The sequence below is a fragment of the Dyadobacter linearis genome, from assembly GCF_907165045.1.
GTDB classification, from domain to species: Bacteria; Bacteroidota; Bacteroidia; order Cytophagales; family Spirosomataceae; genus Dyadobacter; species Dyadobacter linearis.
In genome coordinates, this window is the sequence record NZ_CAJRAU010000001.1 from 298,170 (window position 1) to 312,923 (window position 14,754).

Here is a 14,754-nt window from a genome sequence, read left to right on the forward strand (position 1 = left end):
GTGGCCGGATCAGCTTTTTGTTATCGTTTCTTCCATATTATAAATGGTGCTGATCACCCGCATCAGCGCCGCCGCTTTCACCTGATCGGCTTTTGGCTCGTGCTTGCTGTCGCCCACATTCAATGCAGCGCCGGCTTTGGTTTTATGCTTCGAAAATGTCGCCAGTTCTTCGTGATAATAGTCGGTCAGCAACTTCACTTCGCCCGCATTCGGCTTTCGGCACACTACTCTTTGAAAAACCTCTTTGATCTGGTTTTCAACCGCAACAGGCGACATACTCAGCCGCTCGGCCAGCACGCGCGACGCTTCCAGAACGGTGGGATCATTGAGCATCACCAGCGCCTGAAGCGGGGTATTGGTTTTCTGTCGCTTCACTTCGCAGTGGTCACGGTTGCTGGCGTCGAAGATGACCATCGAAGGCGGCGGCAATGTAAGTTTGATAAAAGTGTAAAGCCCCCGGCGGTACAATGCGCTGTCCTTATCCTGGATATAGCGCGCCAGACTGCCCCTGTTCGCGGTAGTCGCCTCCCAGATTCCTTTCGGCTGGTAAGGTTTCACACTCGGCCCGCCGATTTCATAGTTAAGTAAACCGCTGGTAGACAATACAATATCCCGTATCGACTCGGCTGGAACACGGTAACGCGCACCTCTTGCCAGGTAGATATTCTCCGGATCCTTGTCTGTTTTTTCTTTGGTTGATTTGGAAGATTGCCTGTAAGTGGCCGAAGTGACCATTTGCTTCACAAGCCTTTTAATATCCCAACCATGGTTCATAAAGTCGACCGCAAGCCAGTCCAGCAGCTCGGGGTGGCTTGGCAGCTCGCCCTGCATCCCGAAATCCCCGGTACTCTTCACGAGTCCCCTACCAAATATCTCCTGCCAGATCTGGTTCACGAAAACGCGGGCAGTCAGCGGATTTTCCTTGCTCGTCGTCCACTGCGCCAGCCCGAGCCGGTTCTGCGCATATTTATTGGTGTCAAATCTCATTACCGCAGGCAATGCACTGGCAGTGACCACCTTGCCCGGCGCATCATACACGCCGCGGTTCAGGATGTGTGTCGCCCGCGGCGCATCGTTTTCACCCATTACCGACACCACAATTTTTGAGGTGTCTTTTGTATTAATGAAACGGAGCAGGTTTTTTGCCTCGCTATTGGTGATCGTCAAAACGGGCGTTTTAGCCGGGCCGCTGCCTGCGCTGCCGTCGAAGCCTTTTTCTTTTGAGGTATTAAAAAACGCAAACAGCCGGTAATAATCTTCCTGTGAAACGGGATCGTACTTATGGTCGTGACATTGTGCACATTCTACGGTAAGACCCAGTATTCCCGAACTGAATGTTTTGGTTTTATCAAGATGATATTCCACCCGGTATTCCTCGGGAATTACGCCGTCTTCTTCTGTGATTTTGTGGTTTCGTAAAAAGGCAGTAGCCAGTATTTGTTCTTTGTTTGGATTGGGAAGCAGATCACCCGCGAGCTGCCACACCAGGAACTTGTCGTAGGGTATATTGCCATTGAATGCGTGAATAACCCAATCGCGCCACGCCCATTGTGTGCGCACATCGTCGTTTTGGTAACCGTATGAATCCGCAAACCGCGCCACGTCGAGCCAGTGGATCGCCATTTTCTCTCCGTAAGCTTTTTCTGAAATAAGCTGATCGACGATCTTTTCGTAGGCGTTTGGCGCATCATCTTTTGCGAATTGCTCCTGCATTTCCAGCGACGGGGCCAGGCCGGTGAGGTCAAGCGATACACGTTTCAACAAATGCTCTTTCGCCGCTTGTTCACTCGGTTCGAGACCCGCCTTGTCCATTTTGGCGAGCGTGAAACGGTCTATTTCATTTTTACACCAATCCTCGTCAAGTACCTCCGGCAATGTGGCTTGCGTAGGAACCGTGAATGCCCAATGCTGCTCGTACTTCGCGCCCTGTGAGATCCAGTTTTTGATCAGAGCAATTTCATTTTCATTCAAAAGCCCCAAATGCGACCCGGGTGTGGGCATTTGATATTCGGGATCGGTAGAAGTGATCCGTTTGTACACCTCCGAAGCTTGCGGGTTACCGGGGACAATGGCGTATTTGTCTTTCCCTTCCAGCGCCGAATATGCATTTTCTGCAATATCCAACCGCAAACCGGCTTCCCTTTTGTTGGCATCCGGCCCGTGGCAGGCGAAGCATTTGTCCGAAAGAATGGGGCGTACCTGATAGTTATAGGAGATACCTTTATCAGCCGTAACCCCTTTATTACCAAATCCTTTCCAAAACAAACCCGCAACCAAAATGACGATTCCGGAGAGGATAATATATTTGATCGGAGATGCAGCGCTCATTGCAGTCAACAGGGATTTGAGACACTAATATGCATGTACAACTTCCTCGGAAGCGTGCTATAACATATTAGAATGCTGCAAATCTATGACTGTGAAATATGAAAAACTGATAACGGATTGCGCATTTGTGATACTCCGTTTGCATAATTACCTCGGGGCACTCCGAATTATGGAGTCTTGAAAACTACCTTTCACCGATATTTCCGACAGAATAATAAAGCTGCGCCACTGCTTTCTGGTAGCCCGTCACGAGCTCCGCCATTTTCACTTTCATATCGATCAGCTTGGTTTCCCGGCTATTGATCAGGAACAGCGTACTCTCTCCCAGCTCAAACTTCGCCAGCTCACCATCGACCAGGATCTGCTGGTTTTGAACACTTTGATTCTGAATAGCGAGCTGAGATTCGTATGCTACCAGGTTATTGAATGCATTGAGAATACTCGTATTGATCTCTCGACCAGTCTGCTGTACGTCGTAGCGCAGCGCCTGCTGCCGCACTTTAATCTCCTGCAATTTTCCTCGCTGCTCGCGCAGAAAAAGGGGAAAGGAAAAGTCTACGCCGAGCTTGTAGTTGTTCCAGCGGAGGTCGTAATATTCGGGAACGTAGGAACCGAAATCCGTTCGGCTCGTGATCAGCGACGCGCTGACATTAAGCTTGGGTTTCAGCATTTCGCGCCGGTAATTTCGTTCAAGTTGCAGCTGTAAGCCCTTGTTTTTCAGCATTAAAAGTTGGGGATGCGCCGTGGATGCATAACTGATCAGCGTTTCGAGCTGGTTGCGGTAAAATTTCGAGCCGGGCGGTTCGGTCTCCTGAGGGACTGAATTCTCGGGCACTTCCACCGGTTCCTCGCGCTCGTTCCACAAGTGATTGGACATCAGCAGGCGCGCATTGTTCATTTCTACCTTGATCTTTTCAAGCTGCAAGCTGCGTTCCTGGTAAGTAATAGCGGCTTCCACCGAATCTATCGCAGGTTTATCCCCCATTAATGTCTGATTTTTCAAAAACAAGAACCTTCTGTAAGCGAGATCTGCGCCGTCGCGGATCAATGTATATTGCCGGTAAGCATAAAACCAGTCCCAGTAACTTTTCACCGCATCATACCAAACTGTATTGATCTCCTTGATCTTTTCTGCCTCCGCATAATTGACCATCACGCGTGCCTGCCGCAAAGTATTCCGCCGCGCGTCGATCAGAAGTCCCTGGCCCAGCGGGACATTCAACCCGAGCCCGGCGAGACCGGGTATGCCGGTTCGCGTTTCAGGATTGGTGTTTTCGCCGACGAACCGATCATAGCCAATCTTCAAATCCGCCCCTGCAAGCCAGAGAGGCACTTTTAGTTCATTAGACCAATTGTTATAATACTCCGTATTGCCGAATATCTTTCTGTTAAAACCGCTTTTCAGCGCCGGGTCAAAATCGCCCCACGCCTGCTGTACTTTTGCGCGCGCCTCCTCACTCAGAAGCCCGGCCTGCTTCACGATCGGGTGATTGGCAAGTACGATCTGTTCCAGATCATGCAATGTAAAAACCCGCGCGGTACCTACGACCGTGTCCGCCTGAGCAAAGCAGGTTACCGGGCTGGTAACGAGCAAAAGCAGCAGGATAAGCACTGGTTTAGCTTTTATTAAATACTTCATGCTGAACATTTTCACTTCCTTTCTCATCAATATCTGGCCCCCACCTGCACAGCCGGCTCCGCCTTCAAACTTGGCGGAAATCCATTGAGTAGCCGCCATATCTCATACCACAGCGGAACCGATTCCAGAATCACACGACCATAAACGCCCGACCCCTGCCGCAGCTGTTTGGGCCAGGGCTGGTCCTTCTCAGGTACCGGATTGGTGGGTCGCACCAATAGGCGGTACTTCCCGTTTTCACTGCTTACCAGGTCGATTACCGACACTTTTCCTGCGAAGGTACCCACCGCCACAGACGGCCAGCCGGAAAACTGCACCGACGGCCAGCCTTCAAACTGTAACCTTACGTCGCTGTTATTCAGGATCAACGGCACGTCCATCGCATCCACATATATTTCCGCGGCCACCAGCGGCGCGTCGGGTTGAAGTGTGGCGATCGATTCGCCTTCTTTGATGTTCTCCCCAATACCCGCTTTCAGCGTTTTGACAACGAAACCGGCCTGCGGCGCACGTACTACATACAATCCTCTGCGGATATCATTATTCGAGATCTCGTTGCGCAGTTTGGATATTTCCCCCTGCGCACTCACCTTACTTGAAAGCGCCGAACTGAGTTCAGATTGAGCTTTTGCGACCGACTGATCGTATTCCGCCTTGATATTGTCCAGCTCGATCTGCGCATTCCGCAACGATTGTACAGAGTTGTTCAGCTTGTTCTGCTGACTGATCACCTTGGCATTATCCTCCTGCAATTTCAATCTCCGGGATTCGATATCAGTGAGGGAGAACAGCCCTTTTTCGTAACCCGCCTCGTAACGTGTAAGGCGCGATTTCGCAATATCAAAAAACCGCTGAACCGCTACCAGATCGGCACTGTCGATCTGCACGTTGTTTTCCGCCTGGCGGACTTTGTTTCTTGCCGAGTTGAGCTTGATCGTCAATCCTGCACGCAGGGCGTCCATTTGGGCAACGGTAGCCGCCATTTTCTGGGCAGCTGCGCCCTCACTTCCTTCTTTTGCACGCAGCTGTTCTTGTAGCCGCAAAGGTAATTGAGGGTCAAAATACGATTGGCTGGTTTCTGAAATAACCAGGATCGTATCGCCTTTATCTACATGCTCCCCTTCGCGTACCGCCCAATGCTCAATGCGTCCACCAATCTGATTCTGAACGGTTTGAGGCCGGTCTTCCGGTCTCAATGCAGTCACGTTACCACGGCCCGGAATGGTTTGCCGCCAGGGCAGGAACAGCCCGACCACGAAGACCAGAAGAAGCACCAGCATGATTTTTCCAAGCAATACGGGACCGCGCGTTTTCAGTACTTCGCGTTGGGAAAACGGCCCCATTTCTTCCCACATCTTCTTTTCTGTTGTATTAGTAGCCATTGCTCACCTCACTTTCTTCCAATTCCAGATCTGTAACCACCGCCAGCTTTTCGGCACCGGTCACCATATCGAATATTGTATTCAAACTTGTCATGAATTTCTCGACCGCATAACTGATCTGCACGATAATCACCTCAGCGGCAACGAATTGACCCAATGTAATTTGTCGCTCGATCACGTAATAGGATCCCATAAACAAAAGCCCGCCCATTAAGATGGTACGTAAAGCGACCGAGCTGGCGAAGAACTTTCGCAGGATCTTGAAATGCGCTTTTCTCGCTTTCAGATAGCTGGCAGTGATCTTGTCAGTTTCGAGGATCACCCTTTTCATCTGCGCAGGCTGATCGCGATAACGGTCCAGATCGCCCGCAACCGATTCCAAATAAGCCACAACCTCATACTTATATTCAGATTCGTCAATGCTCGTCAATACTCCTCTTCTATAAAAAAGCGCGAGCATTAGTAAAATGATGAGCACTGTAATCACCCCGAAAATGACGAATACGGGGTGATAGAACGAGAGCAGGATCGCAGCAAAGAAGATCTGGACGCTCGATGCGACCACGTCAACCAGCAATTTTGTCAGCCCTTTCTGGATGGTCAGTACCTCAAAGAAGCGGTTGACCAGCTCAGGCGGATATTCACCTGTCAGCTCCGACTTTTTTATTCTTGGAAAACGGTACGCAAATTCCAGTGTCGCCTTTGCAAATATCTTCTGCTCAAGCACTTCAACCAAAGTGAGCTGGCCGATCAGCAATAACCCTCCAACCACTACACCGAGCAGCACGACACCGATCAATATATACGTGGAGCTGTATAATGCTCCGTTGGAAAGAAAGTTGAAAACCGCAGTAGTACCCAGCGGCAGGCTCAGCCCGATAAGGCCGATCAGGATGGCGTAAATAAATATATAGTTGATCGTGGTCCTTTCTACATACAGCATCCCCATTAATCTCTGCCACGGGGTGGGAACCTCTACACGATGTCCTTTCTTCATTATTCAGTATTCGTTATTAAGATTTTGCAGACTTTTCTTCTGGTAGTTTCGGGCGCAATAATGCCCTTGATGCATATTCCGGACCCGTCAAAAACCGCTGGAAACAGCTGAAAGTGCATAACAATCCGAGCTATACGTAGCTTATGCGATAGCCTGACAGATCTTCCGACCGTGCCTGCTGAACCCGGTGCCAGGGTCTGCGAGCGGCATCAGTAATACTTGAAGTTTTTGGTAAAAATGCGATTCAATAAGCAGCTGATATGCAGCTGAACGTTCGCAAAACTCATTGATAATCAGGAGACAATTCAAACTTAATACGGCAAGGCCGGTTGTTTTTTGATGAGGAGAAACGTTAAACATTTTTCATTTGGGTTATAATCTAACCTTATCGAGATAAAATATTATGCCTGCTTAACCTGAAACCCGGCCCTTCTTCAAGATGTTCGATTAAAAATAAGTATTGTCCATTTTCGAACAACAGTTGCAAAATGGCATACATCAACCAATTGAATGTCAGCGGCTTGCAACAAAGGCACGAAAGTTTCGAAAAGTCGTTGGAAATATCTCTGACTGAACCATGATAGGAAGCTACTTCAAAACATCGGGACGCAGCTTAATGCGCAACAAACTGTTCTCTGCAATTAATATCGTCGGCCTTGCTATTAGTATGTCCGTCGGTTTATTGCTGATCGCATTCGTGCTTGACCTGCGTTCGTATGACAGGTTTCACAAAAACGGTGAGCAGATTTATCGCATTACCAGTGTGGCTAGTTTTCAGGGAGAACAAGGTGGAAAATTTTCATCCACATCCCTTAAAACGGGTAAGCTGATCCGGGAGAAAGTGACCGGTGTGGAAGAGGTAGCTACGCTGCGCAACGATTTTTCGGCCGATGCGAAAGTGGGCGATCATATTCTTCCTATCAAAGGATTGTGGGCCGAGCCGTCGCTATTCGGGATCTTTACTTTTCCAATGCTGGAAGGAAATCCCGAAACTGCGCTGCGTGATCCGTACTCGGTCGTGCTTACGGAAACAGCGGCGAAGAAGTTGTTTGGTAACCAATCTGCGGTCGGCAAAGCGGTTAAGTTTGATACTCTGGATTACCAGGTGACCGGCGTCATGAAGGATGTTCCATTCTTTTCACACATTAGTTTCGAAGCACTGGTTTCACTTTCCACGGCGGGGCAGCTCAATAAACAGGACAAGAATTTTGAGAACTGGACCAATATGTTTTCAAATTCGGTATACCTGCTATTGCCCGAAAAAGCGGATCTTTCCTTCATTCGATCGCAGCTTGACGCCATTGCAAAGCAGGAAAACCTGGCCGATGAAAAAACGAAGATCCAGCTCGAACTGCTTCCTTTGAATGACATTGTGGTCGGGGAAAGTCTGCGTTCTGGCTCCATGAGCGGCTCTTCGGGCCCGCATATACCTACGGCTGTTTTGTGGATACTGGGTGGGCTTGCATTTATCGTGATCTTATCCGCGTGTTTTAATTACACCAATCTCTCGATCGCACGCGCTATGCGCCGCTTCAAGGAAATTGGTCTCCGCAAGGCGATCGGCGCGCAGAAAGGCCAGGTCCGGCAGCAATTTTTTGCCGAGGCGATCATGATCTCGCTGGCGGCCCTTTTCCTCTCCTATTTTATATTTCTGGTATTGCGTCCGCAGCTGATCAGCATGGCCCCTGAAATGCAGCGCACCGTGAAACTCGATCTCACGCCGGCCATGGTTGCCGCATTTGTATTCTTTTCAGTGACAGTAGGTGTGATCGCCGGCCTCATGCCAGCCATATTCTTCTCCAAAGTGAGCGCGATCCATGCGCTCGGCAATGTATCCTCCGTAAAAGTCTTTAAACACCTGACCCTCAGGCGCGCACTGGTGGTGGTTCAATATACGGTGACTTTAATTTTCATCACTACCACGGCCGTGGGTTATGCGCAGTATAAAAACATCCTCGCATTCGATCTGGGTTTTAACACAGAAAATATCCTGAACATCAATATGCAGGGAAATAAGCCCGACGCCCTTTTGAAAGAGCTCAGCGAAATGCCGGAAGTGAGCGCAGTTTCACGGTCGCTGATCGTGACCAGCGTGGGGAATGCGTGGGGCGGCCACATGAAATACAAGGATTCCAGGGACTCTGCGCTGGTATTGACCAATCATGTTGACGAAAAATATCTGCCTCTGCACGGTTACAAGCTCCTCGCCGGCAGCAATTTTATCGCCCGGCCCACCACAGCTGCGGCGGCCCGTGAAGTGATCGTCAATGAGCAGGTATTGAAGCGTTTCAACCTGGGTAGCCCCGAGCAGGCGATCGGGAAAGAGGTGATTTTCAATAGTTTTCGGATTACTGATCGTAAAATGACCATTGTCGGTGTGATGAAAGACTTTCACTACGGTAAGGTCGACAACCTCATAGAACCGGCCGCATTCATGTTCTGGACACCGGAAGACGGGGCTATTGTCAATGCAAAAATTCAAAGTGCCGACATGCTGGCGACAATGGCGAAAATCGAATCGACCTGGAAGAAAATCGACCGGGTTCATCCATTCAAGGCTAATTTTTACGACCAGGAAATAGAAGAAGCTTACAGCGAATTTTCCACGATGATCAAAATCATTGGTTTTCTCTCCGTCCTCGCTATTTCCATTGCATCGATGGGATTGTTCGGAATGGTCGTATTCACCACCGAAACCAGGTTGAAGGAAATTGGTATCCGCAAAGTGATGGGCGCGAGTTCTAGCAGTCTTATCTTTTTACTAAGCCGTGGGTTTCTGATACTGCTGTCGATATCGGCACTCATCGCGCTGCCGGTAACCTATTTGTTTTTCGAAAAATTCGTACTCACCAATTTCCCGTACCATACTCCCGTCCAAATCGCCGAACTCTTTGCCGGCCTGCTCTTGGTACTCGTGATCGCATTCCTGATGATCGGTTCGCAGACACTGAAAGCAGCGAGAAGCAACCCGGTGGATGTGCTCAGAAGCGAATAGTCTTTTTTAAAGGAATATTCAGGAGAGAATATCACGGATTACTTTTCCTGAAACGTCGGTCAACCGGAACCGCCTGCCCAAATGTTTGTAAACCAGCTTTTCGTGATCCAACCCAAGCTGGTTCATGACAGTTGCCTGAAAGTCGTGCACATGCACGGGGTCTTTGATCACATTATATCCGAACTCGTCGGTCTCGCCGTACACAATGCCTGGCTTGACGCCGCCGCCCGCCATCCAGATACTGAAACAACGCGGGTGGTGATCCCGGCCGTAATTATCTTTGGTAAGCGCGCCCTGGCTGAAATTCGTCCGGCCGAATTCGCCGCCCCAGATCACCAGCGTTTCGTCGAGCATACCGCGTTGTTTGAGGTCGGTAACCAATGCGGCAGACGCCTGGTCCACGTCCTTCGCCTGCCAGCTGATGTCACGCGGAAGGTCTGCATGCTGGTCCCAGCCCTGGTGGTAAAGCTGCACAAAGCGCACGCCGTTTTCCGACAGTTTCCTCGCAAGGAGACAATTCGCTGCGAATGTGCCGGGAATCATGCATTCGGGACCATAGAGCTTGATAATATCGTCCGATTCTTTCGACAGGTCGAGCGTTTCGGGCACGGCAGTTTGCATGCGGTAAGCCATTTCATATTGCCTGATCTTGCTCGTAATTTCCGGATCGCCTAGCTCTTCATGGGCCATTTCATTCAGGGACGAAAGCTTGTCCAGCATACGGCGGCGGTCGGTCTTGTCCATTCCTTCGGGATCGTTGAGGTACAGTACCGGATTTTCACCCTTACTGAATTGCACGCCCTGGTGAATGGAATCGAGAAAACCGTTGGACCATAATTTGGAATACACACCCTGACTATTCCCTTTTCCCCTTGAAATCAAAACGGTGAATGCGGGCAGGTTTTTGTTCTCGCTACCCAATCCGTAACTCAGCCACGCGCCCATGCTCGGGCGATTTCCCTGTTGCGCGCCTGTCTGAAAAAACGTGATCGCCGGGTCGTGGTTGATCGCTTCCGTGTGCATTGACCGGATAATACAGATATCGTCTACCACCTTGGCCGTATGCGGAAAAAGGTCACTGATCCATGCCCTAGATTGGCCATATTGATTGAAATCGACAAACGAACCTACCATCGGCAGCGACGCCTGGGTGGCAGTAAAGCCGGTAAGACGCTGGCCTCCACGTACGGATTCGGGGAGGTCCTGCCCGTTCATTTCCCGCAGTTTCGGTTTATAATCAAAGGATTCGAGCTGCGACGGGGCGCCGTTTTGAAAGAGGTAGATCACCCGCTTTGCCTTAGGAGCAAAATGGGGAATGCCAGGCGGAAAATCGGCCCCGGCACCAGCAGTATCTTTACTGAAAAGATCAGGTATCAGCAATGAGCCCAGGGCGGCACTACCTATTCCCAGGCTAAGTTTTGACAGGAACCGTCGCCGGTTGAAAGTCAGATAATGTTCAAGAATTTCGTTCTGCATCTTGCTCATGTTTTTGTAATCGCCTCTTCCAGGTTATAAATCGTAGATATTACGCGCATTAGCACAGCCAGTTGTTTCCTGTCCACTTTTGAAAGCGGATATTCGCCCAGCATCACCGACTTGGCGGCCTTTGCATCGGTCATCGCTTTTTGTTCTTCGGCATAATATTCCACAAGTACAGCCAATTCTCTGGCTGTCGGTTTCCTGCAAACGATCTGCCTGAATGCCTTTGTGATTTTATCCTCAACCGGTTTTTTTTCCTGCAACAGCCTCGCAGCCAGCACACGTGACGCTTCCAACACGGCAGGATCATTCATCATCACCAGTGCCTGCAACGGCGTATTCGTTTTTTGACGGGAAACTTCACACAGATCCCGGTTACTTGCGTCGAAGATCGCCATCGACGGCGGCGGCACGGTCCGTTTTACAAAGGTGTACATGCCGCGCCGGTACAAATCGGGCCCGTGATCCTGCCGGTATACGGACAATAAACCGTCTCCACCTGCGGTAGCTCCTTCCCAAAGCCCCTCAGGCTGATAAGGTTTTACGCTCGGGCCGCCGATCTGCCTGTTGAGCAGGCCGCTGCTGGCAAGCACCACATCTTTCACAAACTCCGCGGGAATGCGGTAACGGGGCGACCGCGCCAGATAGATATTTTCGGGATCTGCATTTCTTTTATCTGCACTCACCACAACCGACTGCCGGTAGGTAGCCGACATGACCATTTGTTTGACCAGCCTTTTCATATCCCAGTTGTGTTCCGCAAAGTCGACGGAAAGCCAGTCCAGCAGTGCGGGATGTGTGGGCAGTTCGCCTTGCATACCGAAGTCGCCCACCGTTTTTACAATACCTCTTCCAAAAAATTCCTGCCACATTCTATTGACAAACACCCTCGCTGTCAACGGATTGCGCTTATCAAAAAGCCACTTGGCCAGGCCGAGGCGATTTTTGGGATATTCCGGATCAAAAGGCAGGATAGACCTGGGTGTACCAGCCTGCACTTCTTCTCCATAAGAATTAAAAATGCCTCTTTGCAATACATAAGTCTTTCGTAATGAATCGAGATCCCCCATAACCGAAACGATCAGGCGGGCAGTGTCCTGTTTATTTACGAAGTCAAGAATACCCTTTGCATCTGCGTCAGTAATTTCCATCATCGGCTTTTTAGCATAAGCTTCGGGCTTTCCTACCGACGGGTCGATGGCGGTATATACCGCACGCATTTCGTTCACATTATTGAAAAATGAAAACATCTGAAAATACTCTTTCTGCGTAACCGGGTCATATTTATGGTCGTGGCAATGGGCGCATTCCATGGTGACGCCCAGTAATGCTTTGCCAAATGTGTCGCTGCGGTCGGTCACGTAGCTGATCCGGTATTCTTCTTCGTCTACCGCACCTTCTTCGGTGATCTTGTGATTCCGGTTGAAGCCCGTTGCAAGAAGCTGTTCTTTTCCGCCGCCCGGTATGAGATCACCGGCTAACTGCCAGGTAATAAAGTCTTTGTAAGACAGATTTTTGTTAAATGCGTGGATTACCCAATCCCGCCACGGCCACTGCGTCCGGAAATTATCCATCTGGTAACCGTACGAATCTGAATACCTCGCCACATCCAGCCACGGCAGCGCCATTCGCTCTCCGTACGCCGGACTCGCGAGCAGCTTATCGACTACTTTTTCGTAAGCTTTCGGGCTCTGATCTGCCAGAAAATCGTCCATCATCGTGATATCCGGCGGAAGACCAGTCAGGTCGAGGCTTAGCCTCTTCAACAAACGTTCGCGATCTGCCTCGGGATTCGGGGACAATCCTTTGCGTTCCTGCATAGCAAGAATGAAACGATCGATCTCATTTTTGGGCCAGGATTCATCCTTTACTTTGGGCAGCTGAGATTTTTTAGGCGCGACAAACGCCCAGTGCTTTTCATATTTCGCACCCTGCTCGATCCATTTCCCGATTAATTCCACTTCCTCGCCGGTCAGACGGAGGTTCGAGGATTTGGGTGGCATTAGGAGGCTCGTATCACTCGTCGTGATCCGTAAATAAACTTCCGACAGAGCAGGTTTTCCCGGAACGATACCATGCATTCCGGGACTTTCCTTCAATGCCTTGTAAGCATCTTCTGCAATATCCAGCCGTAACCCCGCTTCCCGCTTATTGGCATCGGGCCCATGACAGGCCAGGCATTTGTCAGACAGGATCGGCCGAATATCAAAATTGTAACTCACCTCACCGTCAAACGAGCCAACTTCCTGTTCAGCAGCCTCTTCTCCGCAAGAAAACAAAAGCAATGCAGCCCAACCCAGGCCACAGAATGCCATTTGCCAGCCCACCCTCCTCATTCTTTTTCTATTTATCAACAAGCGCATTTCAGCATTTTTTGTTTTAATCAATATCCAGGATTTTGTTGCAGGTCCCCGATCAGTATCTCCCGGTTTGGAATGGGGAAAAGCAGTTTTTGTTCTGTGATCTGGTAGCTGTTAGCGGGAATGTAAGATTCCCCGGCATGCGCCTTTTTAATATACTCCCCATTCTTTGTCATCACTTCAATCGCCCTTCCGGTGCGCACGAGATCGAGCCAGCGCTTGTTCTCGAATGCAAATTCGACCCGGCGTTCGTGCAGGATGATATCACGTAGCTGCGCCTGGTTTGTATTTGCGGAGGCGGCGAGTCCCGCACGTTGCCTTACCATGTTCAGATATTTGAGCGCGTCTGCGGATTTCCCCTGCTCATTCAGCGCCTCGGCCATCGAAAGCAGCGCGTCGGAATATCGGTAGATCGGGAAGTTATCGTCGGTATTTTGTTCCAGACTGTGGGCATGCAGGTATTTTTTGATGAAAGGATAAGCGCGTTTTCCCGCCGGCACTTTATATCCCACCGGACTTTTGATTGCCTCTATCACCATATCCCCCACTACACCGGTACCTTCGGCAATAGCAATGGAGGCAGTAAGTCTCTTATCGCCAGGCTCGTACGTTTCAATCATCTCATAAGTTGGCACATTCCAGCCGCCACCCTGCCGGTTTTGCGACATAATGCCTGTGATGATCTTAACATCCGAAGCCAGCGGTAAAAAAGGATACAGAAAATCACTTTGCTGCCCCTGATTTCCTTGCTGATATTGTATCTCCAAAATAGACTCACTGCTGTTCTTATTAGAAGGGCTGAACACAGAAGCATATTCCGGCAGCAAAGAGTAACCCATCTCGATAATAGCTTTCAGTTCATTTTCAGCGCCCGACCAGTTTTTTTGGGTTAGATAAATATCTGCCAAAAGCATGCGCGCGGTACCCTTGTTGGCGCGGCCGCTCTGCGGGAAAGTCGGTGCCGGCAGCTTGGCAACCGCTTCGGATACATCAGCTAAAATCACTTTATAGACTTCTTCCACCGAAGATCTCGGAATATAAGCTTCACCGGCTGCTTTCACCGTCGTGAGATACAATGGAACGCCGCCGAAATAGCGCACTAGCTCAAAGTAATACACCGCCCGCAGGAACTTGGCCTGTGCGACGATATTGTCAACCGCAGCCTGACCGAACGCCGCATTAGGAATATTATCCAGGATTGCATTGGTTCTTGCGACGCCGACATAAAGCGAATTGTACTTGTCTGCCACGACACTACTTACCACTCTGTCCAGGAAAAAATCAGTATCCTCGCGTTCAATATATTGTCCGCCGCGGTTTGTGTTATTGAATTCCAAATGGGTATTGTCCGACCGCATTTCGCCCATTGTCCAGGAAGCAATCGACCCTTTTCCGGCTCGCAGCGAAGCATAAGCGCCGATCAGTGCCTGTTCAAACTGGGCCTCGGTTTCGTAAAAGTTACCCGACGTGACTGAGCTTTCGGGTACCCGGTTCAAAAATTCGTCCGAACACGACATAAGCAATATCGCGAGCGAGAGGATGATATATATACTATTTTTCATCTTGTAAAAGGT

8 protein-coding genes are annotated in these 14,754 nt (G+C 49.9%); 1 reads left to right on the forward strand and 7 read right to left on the reverse strand.

All coding sequences use genetic code 11. The features are described 5' to 3' along the window. Positions 1-9: 9 nt before the first annotated feature. The 4 genes from KOD92_RS01085 to KOD92_RS01100 all read right to left on the reverse strand — a co-directional run bounded on the left by KOD92_RS01085 (position 10) and on the right by KOD92_RS01100 (position 6,346). Entirely contained in the window at positions 10-2,328 is a 2,319-nt protein-coding gene (locus tag KOD92_RS01085) for a PSD1 and planctomycete cytochrome C domain-containing protein (RefSeq protein ID WP_215231675.1), read from the reverse strand. A 184-nt stretch (positions 2,329-2,512) separates the two neighbouring features. Continuing rightward, a complete protein-coding gene (locus KOD92_RS01090) occupies positions 2,513-3,967 on the reverse strand; it encodes a TolC family protein (protein ID WP_215231676.1) in 1,455 nt (484 codons plus the stop codon). 26 nt (positions 3,968-3,993) lie between these two features. After that, a complete protein-coding gene (locus tag KOD92_RS01095; protein WP_215231677.1) occupies positions 3,994-5,349 on the reverse strand; it encodes an HlyD family secretion protein in 1,356 nt (451 codons plus the stop codon). After that, a complete protein-coding gene (locus tag KOD92_RS01100; protein WP_215231678.1) occupies positions 5,339-6,346 on the reverse strand; it encodes an ATP-binding cassette domain-containing protein in 1,008 nt (335 codons plus the stop codon). The genes KOD92_RS01095 and KOD92_RS01100 overlap by 11 nt, the downstream gene beginning before the upstream one ends. A 577-nt stretch (positions 6,347-6,923) precedes the next feature. On the opposite strand from KOD92_RS01100, the gene KOD92_RS01105 reads away from it, so the two are divergent. Further along, positions 6,924-9,341: an ABC transporter permease gene (locus tag KOD92_RS01105; protein ID WP_215231679.1), complete on the forward strand. Its 2,418-nt coding sequence runs from the start codon at positions 6,924-6,926 to the stop codon at positions 9,339-9,341. 18 nt (positions 9,342-9,359) lie between these two features. Here the strand turns inward: KOD92_RS01105 and KOD92_RS01110 are convergent, their stop codons facing one another. The 3 genes from KOD92_RS01110 to KOD92_RS01120 form a co-directional block, all read right to left on the reverse strand. Beyond that, entirely contained in the window at positions 9,360-10,817 is a 1,458-nt protein-coding gene (locus KOD92_RS01110) for a DUF1501 domain-containing protein (RefSeq protein WP_215231680.1), read from the reverse strand. A 5-nt stretch (positions 10,818-10,822) separates the two neighbouring features. Then, the gene (locus KOD92_RS01115) at positions 10,823-13,135 is read right to left on the reverse strand and encodes a PSD1 and planctomycete cytochrome C domain-containing protein (protein ID WP_406566158.1); all 2,313 of its coding nucleotides are present in this window, start codon (positions 13,133-13,135) and stop codon (positions 10,823-10,825) included. 68 nt (positions 13,136-13,203) lie between these two features. Continuing rightward, complete coding sequence (locus tag KOD92_RS01120) at positions 13,204-14,742, reverse strand: RagB/SusD family nutrient uptake outer membrane protein (RefSeq protein WP_215231681.1); 1,539 nt, start codon at positions 14,740-14,742, stop codon at positions 13,204-13,206. Positions 14,743-14,754: the final 12 nt, after the last annotated feature.

What these genes read in the sequence shown, in the direction of transcription:
- KOD92_RS01085 (WP_215231675.1), bottom strand. Translation starts at nt 2,328, where the DNA reads ATGAGCGCTGCATCTCCGATCAAATATATTATCCTCTCCGGAATCGTC.
- KOD92_RS01090 (WP_215231676.1), bottom strand. Translation starts at nt 3,967, where the DNA reads ATGAAGTATTTAATAAAAGCTAAACCAGTGCTTATCCTGCTGCTTTTG.
- KOD92_RS01095 (WP_215231677.1), bottom strand. Translation starts at nt 5,349, where the DNA reads ATGGCTACTAATACAACAGAAAAGAAGATGTGGGAAGAAATGGGGCCG.
- KOD92_RS01100 (WP_215231678.1), bottom strand. Translation starts at nt 6,346, where the DNA reads ATGAAGAAAGGACATCGTGTAGAGGTTCCCACCCCGTGGCAGAGATTA.
- KOD92_RS01105 (WP_215231679.1), top strand. Translation starts at nt 6,924, where the DNA reads ATGATAGGAAGCTACTTCAAAACATCGGGACGCAGCTTAATGCGCAAC.
- KOD92_RS01110 (WP_215231680.1), bottom strand. Translation starts at nt 10,817, where the DNA reads ATGCAGAACGAAATTCTTGAACATTATCTGACTTTCAACCGGCGACGG.
- KOD92_RS01115 (WP_406566158.1), bottom strand. Translation starts at nt 13,135, where the DNA reads ATGGCATTCTGTGGCCTGGGTTGGGCTGCATTGCTTTTGTTTTCTTGC.
- KOD92_RS01120 (WP_215231681.1), bottom strand. Translation starts at nt 14,742, where the DNA reads ATGAAAAATAGTATATATATCATCCTCTCGCTCGCGATATTGCTTATG.